We start from the raw sequence: 18,736 nt of genomic DNA on the forward strand, positions 1-18,736 counted from the left end.
GCTCAAGGGCTGGCTGCGCCGCTTTCGCGGTGTGGCTACCACCTACCTGCACCACTACCTGGGTTGGTTCAGGGCTGTTGACCGCTGCGCGCCGCGCCACCTACCTCCGGAGCAGCTCCTCAGCCTCTCCCTCGGCCGATTCGCTCATCCATAGGCAATGCGCAAAGAGCCTATCTCTTGCCCTGCCCCACTTGCAACAGCGCCGCACGGCCGGGCTCTAGCTTGAGCTGCAGCCACCCGTCCTTCTCAGCCAGCGGCACGTCTTCGCGCAGGCACTTGGGCCCGACGGAGAGTTGCTTCACCTGCTGACTCGGACTCATGCGCAACCGGAGTTCGTCGGCCGAGTCGCCTCCCGAGTGCCGCGCATTGACGACGAGGACGAATCGGCCGTCGTCGCCTTGTCCCTTCATCTCGGCCAACAAGAACGCGCTCCCCTTCGCCTCCTCGATCGACGGCGGCAGCCCGGCGTCCAGACCTCGCTGGCTGGGCATCCGCACACCATGAACCTTCGCCGCGTCAAGCTGAAGCAGCGTTTTTCCCAGCGCTCCGAGCTCGCAGTTCAGGTCTTGCAGATTGCGGTAGGTCTCCGTGGGTTTCCCCTCCGCCGATGTCACCACCCCCTCGCCGTACGCCGTCGGCGGCTTCTCGAAGTCGGTCGGCTTCGTGCGGTAGCTGTAGATGGACAAGCCCTTAGCGTTGTAGGCAATGTGGCTGTACGCCTGCCAGAAGATGTCTGCCCTGGTGGCACGCCGATACATCTTCTTGGACCACCCGTCGTAGTGCGGCGTCACGAGCACGGACCCAAAATGACCGATGCCCTGCGATCGCGTCAGGTCTCGGACTTCCTGCAGTTGCTCGTAGTAGTCGCCGCGCTCCGTGCCGTCTTCATAGATGGCGTAGAGCGTCGGCAGGATCGCGCTGGGCTTGGCCACCGTCGCGACGCGACGCACGAAGTCGCAATACGAACCGGTCCGGTCGCAGGCCAGGCCGGGATTGAACCGGGTGCTGCTGGTACTGGGACCCGACGCATGGGCCGGCAGCACCGTCAACAAGGGAAGGACACGCGCATCACCGTCTGCCAGCAGCTTGGCATTGAGCTGGCCAATCCCTTCCAGGCTCTTCTGGTCTGGCTCGTCCTTGACGATGACCATGGCCCCGACCCGCTCGCTCTTCGCGCGCTTGAGCAGCGTATCGATTCGGTCGGGATGATCGAGGGCGCCTTCCCAGGTCCCGAGGATCAGGCCGAGCCCGGTGCCGCCGGCCTTCTTCAGCAGATCGTCCTGCATTCGGACCTGGACATCGGAGAAGCCGGCATCAGCGTACGTGCCCAGGTCTCGGGCTGAATCCTGGTCCTTGACGTATCCAAAGTACGACCAACCGAAACGAGGAAATGCCTTGGCGTCCGGCATCTCCAGGCGGTGGTTGACCCAGGCCCGCCACCTGGTCGCGCTGGGCCCCTGGCCGGAGTCCTGTGCGAGAGCCGGGACAGCCAGGCCCCAGGCCGTACAGGCCAATACGACAACTCTCGGGACGAACAGATTCTTCAAGTGCATGTCACGACTCCTAAGGAATTGACGGGACTTTAGGCCAAGAGGGATGCCTTGAACTGTTCCAGCCGGCCCTCGTCCGCGTGGGAAGTTCCGAGGATTTCCTGGATGCAATCCACGGTTCGCTCGATCGAGCCCTTCGCACGCTGCGTATCTTCGATTCCACAGTGAGCGGCCAGGAACTTGGACTTGTCAAGGTCCGTCTTCGGCCCCGCCTTGAGCAATCGGGAAAGCTGTTCGACGGTGTCGGCGATTTCGTAGGCACCGAGCCCGTCATGGAACTTGTCGACGAGCTCATGGTGCCCGTTGTAGTAGATCACGGGACACCCGATCACCAGCGACTCAAGGATCGCACCGCTGAATCGGCTGATGAAGAAGTCGGCTTCGACCATGAGGTCGTACAGAGGCCGCTTGTCGACGTCGTAGGCGGACAGATCACCATCGTCTTGCGGATGCTGAGAGACCACCAGCCGATACCCGGCTTCGTCGCACGCCTGCTGCACATCCGCAACCCACTGCGCACGCTTGTCGGTGAGCACGCCGTAGGAGAAGTTGACATTCAGAACCACCATGCGGCTGGGCATCCGTTCAGGCCTCGATCGTTCCACCCTCCAACGTTCAAGCCCTTCGAGTCGTTGAACGCCGGTTACCCAAAGTTGCTGACTCGCTCCTTCGAAGTAGCGGCGGTCGAAGTCTCCGGGAAGAAGCACATTCGACACTTCGCGGTACGGGTTGCGCTTGCGTCCAGTGTCGACGTCGAGATAGTCCTGCACGCCTTCAACGATTCCGATCGTCGGGATGCCTTTCTGGTTCGCCTTTCGCACCAAGGGCTTCACGACCGTGTCCCAGTCGTTCATGCAAACGATCACCCGCGGTGCGAGCACGGAGAACACGAACTCGTTGTAGGACAGCACATGGCTTTCGATGCCCGGCAGTCGCGCCCGCTCGTCCCGGTAAGGGACGGAGATGTCCACGAATGCGAAACTGATCCCACGCTCTCGGAGACTCGGGAGAAGCAATTCAAAGCTTCTGGTGTGATAGTCCTTGTGGGGAATAAACAGGACATCGATCGTCCGCAAGTTTTTCCGGTTCAGGTCGCGACGGGGCAGTATCCGGCCTGACGCACCCACTCGTATCGCGCCATCGAGCACGCCCAACTCCTGCAACACCTCGCTCGCGAACTGGGAGACGACGTCTTCCAGGCTCCTCGGGAGTGCATCCCCGCCGAAGTAGCGCCGGACACCCGCCTCGAGCCAATGCTCGAAGGTCTGGAGGGTGTGGCCAGTGAACGCCAGCGCGAACTCCTGCTCCACCTCCCTGATGGCCGTCACGGCTTCGGTGACCGCAAGCGCGCAGCCGCGGTCGACGTTTCTACCCAGTTCGATCCCGACGAAGTTGATCAAGCGCGCGATGAAAGCTTGCTTGGCCTTATAGAACCCGGCTTCCCGCGGAAATGCGGGTGAAGCGCAGAAGTGCTGCTCGTACCTCTTTTCGACATCGTCCGACTCATCCGCGTACGGCAGGTGCGCTCGAAAGAAGTTGCCGGCGGACTTGGCAACGTGAACCAGCGGAGCCCGCCGAATCATGCTGTTCGCTGTCTGCCTGTATGCACTTCCGACGGTGTCGACCGGAAGAAACACATAGCCGGCTCTGAGCACCTTGGACCAGAGGCGCCAGTCTTCGGCTTGTGGGTACTTCTCGGGGAATCCGCCCATCTCGATCAACACCGAGCGTTTCAGCATCGGTTGATTCGCATTGAAGGGGCAGTCGCCCTGCGCAGTCACGAAGTCGACGTAGTCGGCCTTCGGCTTGACCTTGGTGCCGGCGACGATGCCATTGAAGCTGTCCGGCACCGTGACCGAGTGGTCGAACACCCCTGCCACGAGCTCATCTTCGTCGAACCGCTGCAGGAGATCGACCCGATGTGTCAGCGAGGATGGCGCGAACAGGTCATCGGCATCGAGGAAACAGACATAGGAGCCGCGGGCTAGGCGGATGCCGGAGTTTCTCGATGCGGCCAGTCCGCCATTCGCCCTGTGCTGGTAGAAGCGGAATCGCGGATCCTGCTTCGTCACCCTCTTGGCGATTTCGGCGGACGAGTCGGACGAGAAGTCATCGATCAAGATGCATTCGAAGTCGCCGAAAGTCTGGGCCTGGATGCTAGCGATGGTTGCAGGAAGGTACTGCGCCGCGTTGTAGCAAGGCACGACGACCGTGACCGTCGGCCCGGCGTGCCGCGGCTTCTTGATGGCAGGCTCGCGATCGCGGGCTGGCAGCTCAAGTTGCAGCATCGAGGCCAAGCCTGCGTCTGCCAGCAACGCTTGCAGAGGCTTGTCTGCCTCCTTGCCCAGCTTTCTGACGATGCGCTGCATGTTCGCAACGTAGATCTTCGCCATCGGGCTCGACGACTCGCTTGACCTCCGCAGGCTGGCTAGCAGTCGGAGCGCATCGGCGAGGCGGCCTTCGCGTTCAAGTGTGTTGGCGTGTTGAAGGCTCATGCTGCAACGGAAATGGTCGTGGCATGCCTGCACATGCCTGCGCCCGGGGAAACAACCCGTGGGTTCACGCGTGAGACTGCCGGGCAGTCCGGCTGCGCGCAAATGCCTAGGGGAACCAACATCAAGTTCCTGCAAGTAGCCCGCTGCGTCGGTTCTAACGACGCCGCCGGGGCTGGTGCCGCCGGAGGCACCGGCGACCGGAACATCTCGGCGGTCTTCAGGTTCGGAGAAAGCCAAACAGGCGCTGCATCGCCTCTTGACTCGCACGGCGCACCGCGTCTCGCGTATTCGAACCGTTGTGCGAGCCGAACACGCACTGCTGCATGGCGCGCAACGGCGATTCGGCTGGCAAGGGTTCGATTTCGAACACGTCCAGTGCCACGGCTTGAACATGGCCCGATTGCAGCGCCTGCACCAGCGCCGCCTCGTCGACCAGCGGACCGCGGGCCACGTTGACCACGAACACGCCGGGCTTGCAGCGCGCCAGAACCTCGGAACCGAGCATGTGGCGATTGCGTTCGTTGAGCGAGCAGGTGAAGGCGATGAAATCAGCCTCCTCGACGCGCTTCGGCCACACTGCGCGCTGCACGCCCGCCAGACCACCGTCGCCCGAGACGCCTGGGTCGTAGGCCACGACGTCCATCTCGCAGGCAAGCAGCCGCTTGGCCAGCGCCCGACCGATGTCGCCATAGCCCACGAGCGCGACCTTCTTGCCGCCCAGGCTGATGCCTGCCGGCTTGGGCCAGCGTGCCTCACGCACACCGCGGTCGATGGCAAACAGCTGACGTGCCAGACCAATGACGTAGGCGAGCGCGACATCCGCCACCTCGGCACCAAACATCTGGGGCGTGTTGATGATCGGAATGCCCAGATCCCTGCAGGCCGCGAAGTCGACGTTGTCGACTCCGATTCCCCACTTCACCGCGGCCTTCAGGCGGCCGGCCATTGCGGCTTCGAACACCCGCCGCGTCGCCGGATCGTCGCCGATGATCCAACCGTCGTACTCTGGCAACAGGGAGATGAGTTCGCTCTCGGAAAGAGTCTGCGTAACCTTGGCGGGAACCAGCTCGAATCCCTGCTCGCGCGCCACCGGGATGAACTCCTCGATCAGCCCGAGCATCGGCGGGCACGTGACGAGAATCCTCATTTCGCGCCCCCTTGCTTTTCGAGCAGGTATTTCGCGGCGACGACGGCCAAGTCCCAGTCTTCGGGCGTGTCGATGTCGATGGACTCGAAAGCTGGGCCCACATGCATCATCGGCTTGGCGCCGATCCGGGCATTGGTCTTGGCAAAGCTCTCACGCGTGAAGATGTAGAGATTGGAGTTCTCCTCGTACCAGGGCTCCAGGTCCTGCGTGCGGACGAGGTTGTTCGGGTCATGGTTCACGGCACTGGCGTCCGCCCGGTAGAAACGGGTCTGAACCTTGTCCACCGTGAACAGCGAGTCGGCCGCACCCTTCGCGCGCGCTTCGACAAAGGCGGCAAGAGCTTCACGCACCGTGCCCGCGCTCATCAGCGGATTCGTGGTGTGGGTCATCAGGTAGGCGTCGGCGTCCACATTCGCGAGGTCGTCACCGATGACAAGGTTCATCGAAACGAAATCGCCGCAGATCTCGGGCCGCCGGTCGCGAATCGTCACACGGTCGGTGTCGGTCAGACCGTTGTCGGCCAGGATCTGGCGCGCGTCGGTATTGATGATGACCTGGTCGATCTCTTCGATGTCGAGCAGCGTGTCGAGCATCCAGCGGAACAGCGGCTTACCGCAGAACTCGCGGAAGTTCTTCCCGCGGACTCTCTCGCTGTTGGCCTTCATCGGCAGCAGGGCGACGACCTTGTATTTCGATGGTTTCATGCGTGTTGCGTCGATTGGTGGGGTAGAAGTAGGCGTCCTTTTCAGCACGCGACAGCTTGCGGTGTTGATGGTTACCCTTGTACGAGCCTAGATACTGAGCAAGGCGGTAGCGCGCGATCTCACCGATCAGCGCGGCGGTGCGACCATCCCGGCGGGCGTGGCGGACGTCATGCCAGATGCTGCTGGCGACGTAGCGCATGAGATCCACGGGCGACACGTGGATTTGCGGCATGATGCGCTGAAGGGCAATCGCTTCGCGCTCGAAGCGGCGTTTGACCTGCGGCCAGGTCTCGTGGTGGTAGTGATACACCGGCGCGTCGGCCACGTAGCCGACCCGTCCGCCCACCTGGCACAGACGCTTGGCGAGTTCCATGTCCTCAAGTCCGGTGAGGTCCTCGTCGAAGCGGTGCGCCGCCCAGGCGGCTCTCGCCAGGGCCGAATTGGCGTTGTTGCTGAAGTAGCCGCTCTGGGGAATATGCGAGACCGCCGGGTAGTACTTCTCGAAGATGCGGCACTCGCTGAACCGGCTCTCGGGCCCCCCGACCTGGCGGCCGTAGGTGTAGTCGGCGACGCCGTCGAGGATCGGCACGCAAAGCGCTTGTAGCCAATGCTCGTCGCAGGGCACGCAGTGGCCACTGACGAAGACGAAGATATCGCCGCTGGCCGCTTCGCAACCCATATTCAGCGATCGGCCGAACGAGAAATCCTCGCGGCGAATGTGCGTCAGTACGCAACCGTGAGCCTGGGCGATCTGAAGCGTTGCGTCGGTGGACCCCGAATCGATCACCACGGTTTCGACGTCGACACGGTCGACTTGCTGCCGGCGAATGCCTTCGAGCAACTGGCCCAGGTAGCGGGCCTCGTTGAGCGTGCGGATGACAATGCTGACGCGCATGGGACTTGCCCGTGATTCGTGTTGTCTGACCACGTGTCAGGCTGGAAAGACTTCTTTGTAGTCTGCTTTGGGGAAGACCTCGCACGCGCCGTCGACCGTGGCGTCGTGAATCAACCTTCCGTCTTGCCGGAAGGCCGCCAATGCGGCGCGATACGACTCCTCCGACTGTTCGAGGTCGGGATTGTCCCAGGTTTGCCCGTAGCCGAAATAGCGATCCGTGAAATGGTTGGGGTCTGCCCCATCCATCACCCGCGCTTCGTTGGGCCTGCCTTGGTAGCTGTAGCGATGGTCCAGGCCGATCAGGACGACCTCCGCGAATCCGAGATGGTAGGCCACCTGCAAGGCGGCGTGGGTCACCGTCCAGCCCTCGTGGATACCGCGCGCGAGGTCCGTGCTGAACCGCTCGCTCGAATCGGTGTTGATGGCATACGTCAACGCATCCTCGACCAAGCCGGCAGTCTTCGCGGCCTGGGCGCCAATGAACTTCACGCAATTCAATGTGCGGATCTCGCCGGCGGACTGCTGAACCACCTTGGGGTTGATGGCCACGTAGTAGCGCGGATAGAAGCCGAAAGTGGACAGGCCAAGGTGAATCTTATTCATCCCGATGACGTGTTCGCGCCGCAGGAATCCCAGGTCCATGCGATTGAGAGACGGGCCGTTGGCGACGATCACGCATCGCTGGCCGCGATGGCGATCCCGGATCAACCTCAGGCGGTCGCTCATGGGCAGGTCCTCACGCGGATGGGAGCGAAGCGGCCGAACGCTTCAACAACGCGGCTCGATTGCGAGCATCGATGATTTCGAAGCCGTACTCCAGCAGGTAAGGCACGGCCAGCGTTCCCTTGGCGGTCCAGTGACCGTCCTCGAACCACGTGTCGTCCACGCAGATCACCCCGTGGGCAGACAGCAGTCGCACCAACGACTGGGCGCACTCGAGGTGCATGCGATGGCATGCCTCTTCGTCGATGCGGGAACCCAGGAACTTGACGTAGCGACTCTGGCGAAGGTCGCTGTGCTGCCCATGGTCAAAGTCGTAGGCATCGAGAAACGCGAAGTCGACCTGCGCCTGCCTGTCGCGCAGATAGTCCTCGCCCTTCATCGCGACGGCCTCGAAGTCCATCGACAGGCGCTCAAACATGCGCTGGGCAACGTGGGTGTTGTGCGGGTCCATGTCGACGGTAACGAAGTCTAGGCCTTCATGCCTGCAGAACTCCGCCAGCTTGCGCGTCGAACCTTGCCCGGGGACGTTCTCGCGAGTGGTTCCGATCTCGACCATGGTCATCCGGCGCCCGCCTGCCTGCGCCTTGATTCGCGGCATGCTCAGCTTGAGGTGGGCCAATAGCAATTCATGGCCGTGCTCGTGGCGCGTTTGCCCTGCTTCCCGCACGCCTTTGTAGGCCTGGGTCAGCGACTGCGCGAAGTTGCCGTCATCAACGCCGACCCGGGTGCGCACGGCGTCGATGGCATCACCAACGAGCATGTCCATGGCCGTTGTCGCCTGCCCGCCGGCGACCAGCCGCCTAGCCAGGACCAGTCTGAGGTCTTCGTCGGCCCCCTGCGCCAATTCCATCGCCACGTTGAGGTAGCTGGTTGCCGTGACCTTGTCCCCCCGGATTTCGAACTGGTCAGCCAGACTCATCAAGAACCACACGCGCTCGTCGGCCCGGGACGGCAGGCTGTCCAGCACGTCGTCGATGGCCTCGTGGACGTCCTCCATCGACAGGCATCGGGTCACCAGTTCGGCGATCCACACCGGCGCAGCCTGCTTGTGCGGCTTGAGGCCGCTCTTACGCTGGCGTCCGACGAGCCCACGCCGCGTGGCCAGCTCGGCCAGCGCCACGTCGGCGCGCTCACCAGCAACCCGTCGACCTTCGGACTGCAGGTGCCGGTCGAACAGGCTTTGTCGCAAGTGCTGGTCCGCCTGATCCGTCCTGTCGGCGGCCAGTGAGGCTCGACCCAGGCAGTGCTGCGCCGAGGCAACCAGCACCGACAGCATGAAGTGCTTGTCGCAGCCCCACAGCATGGCGCGCTGAATAAGCTCATCAGCAGATCTTCGGTCACCCATCTGAAGCGCCGAAGCAGCGCCGATCATCGCGAGCCGGGCTCGATCCGGGTGGTTCTCGAGCTCATCCGGGTCGACATGGCCAAGCGCCTTCCAGTTCGCCGCAGCCCACTGCTCCCGCGCCTCGTCGAAGTGGTTCGCGTTGTAGGGCACGACATCCATCGCACAAGCTTGGTCGGCCGCGCCGGCGTCAGACGAAACGGGCTCAGACCCCTCGGAGAGGAAAGCGTCCGGGCCCTGCGCTGCGCCGCTATGAGGTTGACGTTGACGGCGCGCCTTGGTCATCGCACCTTCTCCCACAGGATCAAGTCAGAGATCAGCTCGACGTGGGCTTCTGCCTTGATCAGTTCCTCGCGCAGCATGCCCTGGCGCGCCGTGAGGTCGGTCAGTTCGGCCTCGAGCTGGGCGATGCGCCGCTGCCTTTCGCCAGCCAGCTTCGCCTGCTCATCGCGTGCCTTGCCGAGCACGTCCAACTGGGCAAGACGATCCTGCGCAAGTTTTTGCGCCTGCGCTTGGCCGACCGCCAAGGCCCGGGCTTGCTCATCGCGTGCCTGGGTAAGCTGTTCGATCTGCGCGAGCCGCTCCTGCGCCAGCTTGTCGGATTGACGGCCGGCCTCGGTCAGCGCCTGGATCTGGGCATTGCRCTCTGCGGCGGACTTCGCCTGGTCGTCACGCAGCTTGCAGAGCTGCTCGACTTGTACCTTCAACTCTTCGATCCGCCGCGAGGCAGCCGCCTGTTCGGCAGCGTGAACGTCGAAACACATCAGCGACACGGGCCACAGGCCGTCGGTGCTCGCAGGCGGCGTCGCAGGGCGGTAGAAGCGCTCACGCAGCCAACGGTGGGCCGCGTCGGGATCTTCGACTTTCTCGAACAGCCCTGCGCGAGCTCCGCGGATGAGGATGAGACCGAAGACGTCGATCATCTCCAGTGAAAGCCCTTGAAGCAGGCCCGCCTCGACGCCCGGCGTCTCGAGGACGAGAAGATTCTGTGCCCCCAGCTGCGCCGGCGTTGGCGCCGTCTGAGCCAACAGGCTCTGCAGGGTCGTCGTCGTCAGCGGTAAGCGCTCCAGCAGCTTCAGACGCGGATAGAGCGTGCGCAAATCACTCCCGGCTTGCTGTAGTCCGTTGAGTTCCCGCACGTTGAAACGCAGCCACTCCGCCTCTTGCGCACGCGGCGCCACAGCCGCCTCGACCACGCGAACGCCGGCACGCTCCTTGGCTGCTCGCTGCAGCACAGACAGGGCGTCTGAATCGGCGCTGACCAGCACGATTCGCGTCGCGCCGAGCCTTGCATAGTGGTCGAGGACCTCGGCATCGACTGGATTGACGTGGACGACCGTGCCGAGCTTGACGCCGGGAAGTTGATTCAGGCATTCAAGAAGTGCACTCATGGCTTGCATTGGGTGGTACTACGGAAAGCGGGAACTTGGCGTCAGGTGGCTATGCGTCCGCGCACCGCTTGCACGACGCGACGCAAACGGCCGCCATGGAAAAGTCTGTAGGCAGCCCTCAGCGGCTTGGCGGCGGCCGGGACCATCTCATCGGCGTGACCCGTCGCGGCGCCTTGGAGGCCATAGGTGGCTGCAGGCAGCGCGTCGAGCAGGCCGAAGAGGAACTCGCGGTCGAATCGACTCATGCCGCGCCACGCGGCGGACAAAGCATCGTGCGGCGCTCCGCCCAGCGGCAATGGCCAGGCCGCCACCCACTTACCCGCGTGGTCGACTGGCCAATTGCTTGGCATCGGCCCATCGCCGTTGTCCGGGCGAAGCAGTTCCACTGAGGCCGTTTGCGGCCACCACCGCGCCTGCACTTGCGCCATGTACCGGGAGCCAAATGACACATTCCCGAACATGGCGAGAAAGGCCCCGGCGGCTTGGGGGTCGGGGGCCGCAGCTACGCGGTCGAAGCGAAACCTCTCAGGCAGCTCCGCGATCTGCCGGGACAGGCGCTGCGCCACGTTAACCCAGTGGTACGACGACGCACTCGTCGAGCGCCCGTCAAGCCCGCCCTCGATGCAGCGAATCACGGCTTCCACAACACGCCAGTCCGACGCGCCCATGCGCTGCAGGCGCTGCCTACCGTAGTCGTCGGACGGAATCAGCAGCACGAAGGAGAGTTCGCCTTCCGAACCGCTGGGCTCCCAGACCGCCAAAGGTGCGGGCTCCTTGCCGGGCTGCAGCAATGCGAGACCCGGACGTCCGTGATGCTCGACCAGGCGCGCGTGGAGCCGTCCGAGCTTTTTCTGGTCGACCTGAAGCCCGTGAATCACGAGGTTCAATTCACGATGTGGTGGCGTGTCGCGCGCGATCCCGATCTCGACCGATGCTGTCTTCTTGGCCATCGGCGATGCACCCCTGGCGCTCGGTGACGCTTGCAGGTTGCGATAGGCGCGGTAGTAGTGCTCGAGTTCCTCCTGAACCTGATGCAGTTGCACCAGCATCAGTTCGGATTCCTGCACCTGGCGCTGCAAATCAGCGCTCAGCTGCTGCACGTGTGTCGCTGCTTCCCGGCTCGCCGCCTCGTCCTTCGCATGGCTGGCTGCGATCGCGGCCTTGTCCTGCTGCTGCTTCTGAAACGCCTGCTCGAGCCCTTGCTGGGCCCGCCGCAGTTCGGCCGACAAGTGCTCGCTGTCGCGCTGCGCCTTTGCAAGATCCTCGCGGGATCGGGATTGGACCTTGATGGCTTCCAGTGCCAGAGGAGCCGACCGCGAAGCGGATGCCTGCTCCGTTTCCGCCAGCGGAACGCAGCTGGCGTAGAGCCGTTCATAGTCGCGCAACAGGCGCGGACTCGATGCGACAAGCTGTTCGGACAAGAGTTGGTAGAGTGGATCCATCGCCTGCGGAGCGGGCAACGCGACGCGCCGGGGATCGACCCCAAGCCATTCCTTCAGCTGACGAGCAAGGGCATCGGGGTTGGCCGCTGCTTCGTCTGCATAAACCACCAGGCAGCGAGACCGATGCCTGTGCACCAAGTCAACCATGCCGAGCACGGATGACTCAATGACAGCCAGCGCTGCTGCCGCATCCGCCTCTCCGGCCGTGGGTAGCCAATGCGCCAACGGGCTGGCCGGATGCTCGACCCAGATCAGGAACTTCGCGTGAGGCAGTTGAGCCACAGCTTGGCCAGTCCAGCTCAAGCGAACATCACATCCGCCCCAGCATGGCGACTGCGTCGGGCGCTGCGATTGAAGCCGCTCCAGCATCGCCCGGTCGATCTTGACCGAGACCAGGGCGTCGAGGACGTTTGCGCCGTTGACCTCGGGCAGCGGTGCACACACCACTTCCTCGTGCCATGTTGCAATGGCCGGATCGAGCAGGCGCTCGTCCAAGAACGACCTTGCCAATGAGGGCCATTGGCCAAAGGGGGTTCCCAGGCTGAACAAAGTCGTATGAGTCATGACAGAACCGTCAGGCCTTGGCGGCCAGAGAACCTAGAAACGTCTTCCACTGAGGCAGGACGCGCTCCGGCAGGTACTGAGCGGAAACCTCGTTGCCGACGGACACGAGTTCGTGTCGGCGTGGCTCGCTTTGTGGACCGATGAGCCGGGCGACCGCAGCAGYCGCGTCGCTGGCCGAATAGGGGGAGAAGTACTCGGCGGCGTTGCCGAACACGTCGCGGTGCACGGCGATGTCCGAAGCCGCGACGACACCGCCGCAACGCATTGCTTCGATGCCAGAGTAGTCGAAGCCCTCGCCAAAGCTTGGACAGACCGTCACGCGCGCGTGACGGTAGAGCAAGCGCAGTTCGTCGGACGGTACGTCTTCGAGGATGTGCAAGCCGCCGCGGGCCAGCCAGGGGCGGAACTTCTTGACGATGGCCCGATGCTCCCAGCCCAGCATCCCGACGAAGACGAGTTGAAGGTCCGCCCAGCCTTCGGCACGAAGCTGTTCCCAGGCGGACAGCAGCGTCAGGTGATTCTTGCGCGGCTCGATCGTCGAGACCATCAGCAGGTAGGGCAGGCCCCCGCCGCCGCGACTGATGATCGGCGCACTCTGAGCTTCGAATTCGGGGTGCCGTCGAAGGCGCAGGATGTCGGGCACCCGCTGCGGCGACGACTGCTCCGGGAAGTAGTGATGAGACACCATGTTCGGTATCGTCACCGCCCGCGGCTCCGCCTCCGGGAATACCGACAGCAGGTCCTGCCGGGTCGACTCCGACACGCAGGCAAACCAGGCACCGTCCATCACGTTGCGACGCAACGCGTGATAGTGGGACGCCTGATGGTAGGACTTGTCGGAAATCGTGTGCGGCATCAGCAGCGGTATCGCGTCGTGGTAGCGCACCACCAGCTTCGTCGAACCACTCACCCGCCCCGGGTAGGGGGTCTCGGCCACCATCACGTCGAAGCCGCGCGTGTCCAGGCGCGGGTACATGGCGCGTCCCAGCCGGCGAGTGGCCAGGCCGACGGCGTGCAGGGCCGCCCAGGGCATTCGCGCCACGCGGTAACGAGCCTGCGTGACCAGCGCAAAGTCCGATGGCGGCAGCGTGCGCGCGAACAGGGCTCGCCAGATGAAGTCTTTGAAGTGCTCGGCCTCGAAGATGCCTAGCGAGTGCCGCAGGCCGAATATGACGCTCAGCATCGTTCGCATGGGCACCAGCGAATAGCGCAACGCCATCACCACGCGCTCCAGCCGGCTCAAGCCTTCGCGGGACTGAAGCGCCACCACTACACGAGACAGTCGATTGATCTGTCGGTCCGGGCTCTGCCGTAGCGAGGAAGGTACCAACCCGCGCGCCAGGATGCGGCTGCTGCTTTGAAGCATCCCCTCGACCTCGACATCTTCGAGCAGGCTGAGGCCGCGGAACAGCAGCCTCGTCTCCTGCGGAATGCCGGCATGGCCATCAAGGGCGGGCCGCATCTCCAGTAGCAGCTTCATGGTGGGGCGGCTCATGGTGTGGCTCCACCGCGAAACGGGACCGATGGTGCCGCTTCGTAGAACTGATAAGCCTCGTCTACCGAGTCGAAATGATGCAAGCGCCCCTCATGCAATACGCAGGCTGTCTGGCACAACGAGCGGATGATCTTAGGATCGTGCGAGACCAGAATGAACGAGCGGTCCTTGCGTTTGACGAACAGCTCGTTGTGACAGCGTTGGTGGAAGCGCTTGTCGCCGACGACGAGAATTTCGTCAATGAGAAAACAGTCGAATTCGATGGCCATCGACAGTGCGAAAGCCAGGCGCGTGACCATGCCGGACGAGTAATGCTGCACGGGCTCGCGGAAGTAGATGCCAAGCTCGGCAAACTGCTCCACGAACGGGATTAGGGGCTCGTAGTCGACGTCGTATACGCGACAGATGAACTTCAGATTGTCCAGGCCGGTTAAGTGGGTCTGGAATGCGCCGTTGAAGGCCAGCGGCCACGACACACGCATGCCTCGATGAATGCGACCCGTGGTGGGCTGAATGGCCCCGGCCAGCAAGCGAACGAGCGTGGACTTGCCGGCTCCGTTTCGGCCGAGGATGCCGACGTTGCGACCGCGCTCCAGAGTCAGGTTGATGCGATCGAGCACCGTCCGCCGGCCGTGCCGGGTGTAGTAGTGCATGCTGACGTTTTCAACCCGAATCATTCGCGCTCCGTGTGGCGCTGCGCGCCCCGCATCAAGGCCAGGCCGGTAAAGGTCAGAACAAGGTTCACCGTCGCCATGTAGGCAAGGTCGTGATGCGTGCGCACCACGWCGCCAAAGAAACCTTCGCGCATGTACTCGACACCGTGAACCATGGGCAGCAGCAAGACATAGCTGCGCGCGGCATCAGGCATCCACTCGACCATGAATGCCGCCCCCGACAACGGAAACAGGACATACGACACGGGATGCCAGAAGCGGTCGACGAGTTCGTCGTAGGCGGAGGCGGTCCCTAGCGTCAGCCCGAGGCCCGCACCGAACCAGCCCAGCATCGCCCAGCCGCCGACCACCTTGAGCAGGTCGATCGGCGGATGAATGGCTCCCACGCCGATGAAGAGCAGCGTCAGCAAGGTAAAAGAAGCCGTCGCCCCCGCGACCTCCAGAAGGATGCGCGTCAGGAAGACATCGATGACCCGCACATTACGGTGGTACATCAGGGTGCGATTCTGGATCAGCGCACTGTTGCACTTGCTGGCGGTGTTGCGCCACATCAAGACCGACGAGTAGCCCGTGATCGCAAAGGCCTCGATCGGCATGGCCGAGCCATGGTGCATGCCCGCCGATTTCCACAGCGTTGCCACGGCCAGCGTGAAGATCATGGGCTCGCCGAACAACCACAGCACCCCGAAATTTTGGCGACCGAAACGGGTGATCAGTTCGCGCATCATCAAGGCCTTGATGACGCGGATCTGAATGGCCAGCGACTCCATGAAAGTCGATTGCCCGGGCGTCAAAGGCTTAGTCGACATGTTCCCGCACCCCGGCGATCAGCAGGCTGATCACCCCCCACAGGATCATGCCCACCACGAAGGTTGTGAGCACAGCCCTGATCCGACGAGGCTCGAGCGAGGTGTCCGGCAGATTGGGCTCGACAAGACGCTCGAGGTAGAGCTGCTTGCGTGCGGCATCGTTGCGCGCGGCCTCGAGCGACGCGAGAGCCGTCGCGAGCTGCCGAACGGCGAACTCCTGCTCCAGCGCCAAACGCTCGAAGACGGGAGATTTGGTGCTGAGCGAATCGCGCCCGTTCAACGCCTTGCCGGTCTCGGCCTCGATGGCTTGACGCAAGCGAGCCGCCTGGGCCGTCAGGGTCGAGAGCTGCGGATTGGAAGGCGCGACCTGGCGCAGCTGGGCGATCTGCGTCTCGGTGAGGCGAAGATCCTCCCGCAGCCGTGCCACCGTATCGATCTGCATGCCGGCCTCGCGAGCCGGGTCGAACACGCGGTTGCTGCTTCGAAACGCCGAAATGGCCAAAGAAGCGTTTTTTGCGCGCTGCTCGGCTTCCTCGACTTCGCGCTTGGCCACCGAGATCAAATCCTGTCGGCTGCGGTCGTTCAGGTTGTTGACCAGCCGCTCGCTCATCTGAAGCAGCAACTCGTTGACGTTTCGCGCCAGCTCTGGCGAAAAGGCGCGAATCTCAAGCGTCGTAATGGAGGAGGCGGTGTCGTACGAGATGGCGATGTGATCGGTGTAGTGCCTGAAGAAGGCCTCGAAGCTGTCGTCCCAGCTCAGGCCGGGGAAACGGCTAAAGACGTCAATGTCGCTGCGGCTGTACTCCTGGCGCAGTTTCACGCTCTTCTCCAACTCCTTCAGGGCATCACGCGACAAGATGTATCCGTGAACCGTGTAGGTGTCGTCGTGCGAGCGCGAGATGCCCGCGCTGGCCAGCAGCGCGCTCAAACCGGTCGGAGCCCCGCGCTGCGGGCTTCGCACGACGAAGCGCGATTCGCTGATGTAGACGTCGGAGGCCATGAAGCCGTAGTAGATGACCGCCGCCACAGTCGGCAAGAAAACGGTAACCAGGAAGACGCCGTTGAAGCGTTTCCTCAACCGGGTCCAGATCGACGGTTTGTCGCCATGAGCAGGCGCCGCCGGCGCAGTTTCAATGCTTGTCATCGTATGAACTTCAGGTCAAAGACGGCACAAGTCGCCGGTAGAGCGCCCCCACGCGGTCGACCATGGTTTGTGCGGTGAAATGTTCGAGATAGCGCAGCCGTGCAGCGTTACCAAGGCGCAGGCGCAATGCCGGATCGCCCAGCAACCTGAGCAGCGCAGCAGCCAGTTCCTCAGGCGAAGACGGCCGGACAGTCAGGCCCGTGACCCCGTCGAGGTTTACCCACGACAGGCCCGAACCTTTGACCGCGGAGCAGACCACTGGCCGGCCGGCGCTCATTGCCTCGAGTTGAGCAACACCGAACGCCTCGGCGCGGGTCAGGGACGGCATGCAAAACACTTGGGCAGCTTGGTGGTAGGTCGTCAGGTCATTGTTGGGGATCGGGCCGAGGAAATACACCTTGCCGCCTAGGCCGAGCCTGGCCACATGGTCGCGGTGTTGCCGCAGGCATGGGCCGTCGCCGCCAACGAGGACGACGGCATCGTCCGGCAGCCGCGCAGCCGCTTCGATGAGCACATCGAAGCCCTTGTACGGCGCCATACGCCCGAGCGCAAAGATGATCCTCCGGCCGGACCAGGCCCGCCTCAAGGCTGCGACACGGTCCGAATCGGTCTGGCCGAGATTGTCGCCTATTCCCAGCGGGACCAAGACCAGCTTGCCGCGCCAAGGCCCGAGAGCCCGGGAGGCGTCGCCATATGCCTGGGATGTCACCACGACAGCGTCGGCCCGCGATAGCAGCCAGCGCTGCAGCGGCTCGTAGAACTTCAACGCGATCCGCTGACTGATCACGTCGCTGTGCCAATGCACGACAACGCGGGCCTGCGGCCGTGCGCGCCACAGTGCGAGCGCGGCTAACGGGTTTGGCATGTGCACGTGGACGATGTCGTAGGCCGGCGCCATCTGACGGGTCAGGCCGATCAGGGACGGCGCCAGAGAGGTAGACAGCAGCATGCCGTACGAGCCAGCGCGGACGACACGGAAAGCGCCGGGCGTCGATTCCTCGACGCTTCGGCGCTCTCGGTGGGCACACAGGACGTCGGTCGGCCATCCCATTCGGTTCAGCCCTTCGGTCAGCTCGCGCACGACCGATTCGATCCCCCCGCATTCCGGCGGATAGAACTTGGACAGCTGAAGCACTCTCATGACGACATTCGCGCTTCGTCACAAATCGCTTCGCGCAACCGCTGACCGGCACTGTGCCAGGTGAACGTGGCAGCGCGCCTGCGGCCGGCTTGACGCAGGTCGTCGCGCAATCGACTGTCGCCAGCCAGTCGGCTCAGGGCGGCCGCGATGTCATCCACCGAACGCGGGTCGAAGTAGATCGCCGCGTCACCACACACCTCGGGCAAGGCGGCGGCCCGCGCCACGGCCACGGGGCAGCCGCAGGACATGGCCTCCAGGGGCGGCAGGCCGAAGCCCTCGTAGAGCGAGGGCACGACCAACCCCAGGGCGCGACCGTACAGCGCCTTCAACGCCGCGTCGTCCACGGCGCCCACGCGCAACACACCGTCGGTCGCGGGCAGCCCGGTGTCCGCAAAGACCCGGACATTGCCCCCGCCGACGATGACTAGGCGCAACCCCTCCGATGGGTCCAACCGCCCGAAAGCCTCGACCAGCCGCGCGAGGTTCTTGCTCGGATTGGCACTGGCCACCGCCAGCACGAATCGGTGGGGCATCGGCTCGACGCGGTTCGGCGAGCCGGCCTCTTCATCGACCGCGCTCAGGTGCTCCGCACCATTGGCGATCACCGTGAAGCGCTGCTGCGGCTGGTCGATGCAAGCGGCCAGCCGCTCGCGCGAAAACGCCGACACGGTCAGCAGACGCGAAGCGCGGCGACCCAGGTGCCAGAACAGCGCCCGGTACCAGGTTCGAAATGCCCAGGTGTAGGCGAGCGGCTGATCCCATACAGCGGCGTCGTGCAGCGTGGCGACCTGATGCCGGGCCCACCACGGGGCCGAGCCGGCCAAGCTCACCAGCAAGCCATCGCGGGCGGCCAACGGCAGCGACCATTGCTCCCACCACAGCAGCGATCCCCCCGACCGGCCGACCGGCCGGGTCTCGATGCATTGCCACGGCGGCGCGTGCGCGTCCGGGGGGCGCAGGACGATCCAGCGCTCAGGCGTAGACGGCTCTTCGCGAAGTTGTCGATCGATGGCGTTGAGCCACTCAAAGGCAGCACGCTGCACGCCGGTGCGTCGCTGCAGCAGAAACTTGCCGTTGACAAAAATCGTCCTCATCGGGCTACTGGCTGGCTGAACTCCGGCACCAGAGCACGCAGGATCTCGCGCGCCGGCTCGCCATCGGCTTCGGCATGCGGCAGTTGCTCGATCCAGCGCAGAACATCGTCACGGCCGGCCTGGGTC

15 protein-coding genes are annotated in these 18,736 nt (G+C 63.8%); all 15 read right to left on the bottom strand.

What is annotated here, in order from left to right:
- Positions 1 to 170: 170 nt before the first annotated feature.
- Entirely contained in the window at positions 171 to 1,553 is a 1,383-nt protein-coding gene (locus tag AC1DYI_RS09625; protein ID WP_477203878.1) for a hypothetical protein, read from the bottom strand.
- Positions 1,554 to 1,582: 29 nt separating this feature from the next.
- Positions 1,583 to 4,045 carry a bifunctional glycosyltransferase/CDP-glycerol:glycerophosphate glycerophosphotransferase gene (locus tag AC1DYI_RS09630; RefSeq protein ID WP_477203879.1) on the bottom strand — a complete coding sequence of 821 codons (2,463 nt, stop codon included), beginning with the start codon at positions 4,043 to 4,045 and terminating at the stop codon, positions 1,583 to 1,585.
- A 217-nt stretch (positions 4,046 to 4,262) separates the two neighbouring features.
- Entirely contained in the window at positions 4,263 to 5,192 is a 930-nt protein-coding gene (locus AC1DYI_RS09635; RefSeq protein ID WP_477203880.1) for a phosphoglycerate dehydrogenase, read from the bottom strand.
- Positions 5,189 to 5,896: an acylneuraminate cytidylyltransferase family protein gene (locus AC1DYI_RS09640; protein ID WP_477203881.1), complete on the bottom strand. Its 708-nt coding sequence runs from the start codon at positions 5,894 to 5,896 to the stop codon at positions 5,189 to 5,191. The genes AC1DYI_RS09635 and AC1DYI_RS09640 overlap by 4 nt, the downstream gene beginning before the upstream one ends.
- Positions 5,802 to 6,791 (bottom strand): glycosyltransferase family 2 protein, encoded by a 990-nt coding sequence (locus tag AC1DYI_RS09645; RefSeq protein WP_477203882.1) that lies wholly within the window; start codon positions 6,789 to 6,791, stop codon positions 5,802 to 5,804. The genes AC1DYI_RS09640 and AC1DYI_RS09645 overlap by 95 nt, the downstream gene beginning before the upstream one ends.
- Positions 6,792 to 6,827: 36 nt before the next feature.
- Positions 6,828 to 7,517: a 6-hydroxymethylpterin diphosphokinase MptE-like protein gene (locus AC1DYI_RS09650; RefSeq protein ID WP_477203883.1), complete on the bottom strand. Its 690-nt coding sequence runs from the start codon at positions 7,515 to 7,517 to the stop codon at positions 6,828 to 6,830.
- A gap of 10 nt (positions 7,518 to 7,527) precedes the next feature.
- Positions 7,528 to 9,141 carry an O-methyltransferase gene (locus AC1DYI_RS09655; RefSeq protein WP_477203884.1) on the bottom strand — a complete coding sequence of 538 codons (1,614 nt, stop codon included), beginning with the start codon at positions 9,139 to 9,141 and terminating at the stop codon, positions 7,528 to 7,530.
- The gene (locus AC1DYI_RS09660; protein WP_477203885.1) at positions 9,138 to 10,247 is read right to left on the bottom strand and encodes a hypothetical protein; all 1,110 of its coding nucleotides are present in this window, start codon (positions 10,245 to 10,247) and stop codon (positions 9,138 to 9,140) included. Before AC1DYI_RS09660 ends, AC1DYI_RS09655 begins: the two co-directional genes overlap by 4 nt.
- A gap of 41 nt (positions 10,248 to 10,288) precedes the next feature.
- Positions 10,289 to 12,184: a GAS domain-containing protein gene (locus AC1DYI_RS09665; protein ID WP_477203886.1), complete on the bottom strand. Its 1,896-nt coding sequence runs from the start codon at positions 12,182 to 12,184 to the stop codon at positions 10,289 to 10,291.
- A 79-nt stretch (positions 12,185 to 12,263) separates the two neighbouring features.
- A complete protein-coding gene (locus AC1DYI_RS09670; RefSeq protein ID WP_477203887.1) occupies positions 12,264 to 13,748 on the bottom strand; it encodes a glycosyltransferase family 4 protein in 1,485 nt (494 codons plus the stop codon).
- Positions 13,745 to 14,425: an ABC transporter ATP-binding protein gene (locus AC1DYI_RS09675; RefSeq protein ID WP_477203888.1), complete on the bottom strand. Its 681-nt coding sequence runs from the start codon at positions 14,423 to 14,425 to the stop codon at positions 13,745 to 13,747. The genes AC1DYI_RS09670 and AC1DYI_RS09675 overlap by 4 nt, the downstream gene beginning before the upstream one ends.
- A complete protein-coding gene (locus AC1DYI_RS09680; protein WP_477203889.1) occupies positions 14,422 to 15,192 on the bottom strand; it encodes an ABC transporter permease in 771 nt (256 codons plus the stop codon). The genes AC1DYI_RS09675 and AC1DYI_RS09680 overlap by 4 nt, the downstream gene beginning before the upstream one ends.
- A 28-nt stretch (positions 15,193 to 15,220) precedes the next feature.
- Entirely contained in the window at positions 15,221 to 16,375 is a 1,155-nt protein-coding gene (locus tag AC1DYI_RS09685) for a KpsE/RkpR family capsule polysaccharide export protein (RefSeq protein WP_477203890.1), read from the bottom strand.
- A gap of 10 nt (positions 16,376 to 16,385) precedes the next feature.
- A complete protein-coding gene (locus AC1DYI_RS09690) occupies positions 16,386 to 17,516 on the bottom strand; it encodes a glycosyltransferase (RefSeq protein WP_477203891.1) in 1,131 nt (376 codons plus the stop codon).
- Complete coding sequence (locus AC1DYI_RS09695) at positions 17,513 to 18,610, bottom strand: glycosyltransferase family 4 protein (protein WP_477203892.1); 1,098 nt, start codon at positions 18,608 to 18,610, stop codon at positions 17,513 to 17,515. Before AC1DYI_RS09695 ends, AC1DYI_RS09690 begins: the two co-directional genes overlap by 4 nt.
- Between the last annotated feature and the right edge of the window lie 126 nt (positions 18,611 to 18,736).

Source organism: Ideonella sp. P3_A4 (genome assembly GCF_056403075.1).

What these genes read in the sequence shown, in the direction of transcription:
- AC1DYI_RS09655 (WP_477203884.1), bottom strand. Translation starts at nt 9,141, where the DNA reads ATGACCAAGGCGCGCCGTCAACGTCAACCTCATAGCGGCGCAGCGCAG.
- AC1DYI_RS09635 (WP_477203880.1), bottom strand. Translation starts at nt 5,192, where the DNA reads ATGAGGATTCTCGTCACGTGCCCGCCGATGCTCGGGCTGATCGAGGAG.
- AC1DYI_RS09645 (WP_477203882.1), bottom strand. Translation starts at nt 6,791, where the DNA reads ATGCGCGTCAGCATTGTCATCCGCACGCTCAACGAGGCCCGCTACCTG.
- AC1DYI_RS09690 (WP_477203891.1), bottom strand. Translation starts at nt 17,516, where the DNA reads ATGAGAGTGCTTCAGCTGTCCAAGTTCTATCCGCCGGAATGCGGGGGG.
- AC1DYI_RS09625 (WP_477203878.1), bottom strand. Translation starts at nt 1,553, where the DNA reads ATGCACTTGAAGAATCTGTTCGTCCCGAGAGTTGTCGTATTGGCCTGT.
- AC1DYI_RS09650 (WP_477203883.1), bottom strand. Translation starts at nt 7,517, where the DNA reads ATGAGCGACCGCCTGAGGTTGATCCGGGATCGCCATCGCGGCCAGCGA.
- AC1DYI_RS09630 (WP_477203879.1), bottom strand. Translation starts at nt 4,045, where the DNA reads ATGAGCCTTCAACACGCCAACACACTTGAACGCGAAGGCCGCCTCGCC.
- AC1DYI_RS09640 (WP_477203881.1), bottom strand. Translation starts at nt 5,896, where the DNA reads ATGAAACCATCGAAATACAAGGTCGTCGCCCTGCTGCCGATGAAGGCC.
- AC1DYI_RS09695 (WP_477203892.1), bottom strand. Translation starts at nt 18,610, where the DNA reads ATGAGGACGATTTTTGTCAACGGCAAGTTTCTGCTGCAGCGACGCACC.
- AC1DYI_RS09675 (WP_477203888.1), bottom strand. Translation starts at nt 14,425, where the DNA reads ATGATTCGGGTTGAAAACGTCAGCATGCACTACTACACCCGGCACGGC.
- AC1DYI_RS09685 (WP_477203890.1), bottom strand. Translation starts at nt 16,375, where the DNA reads ATGACAAGCATTGAAACTGCGCCGGCGGCGCCTGCTCATGGCGACAAA.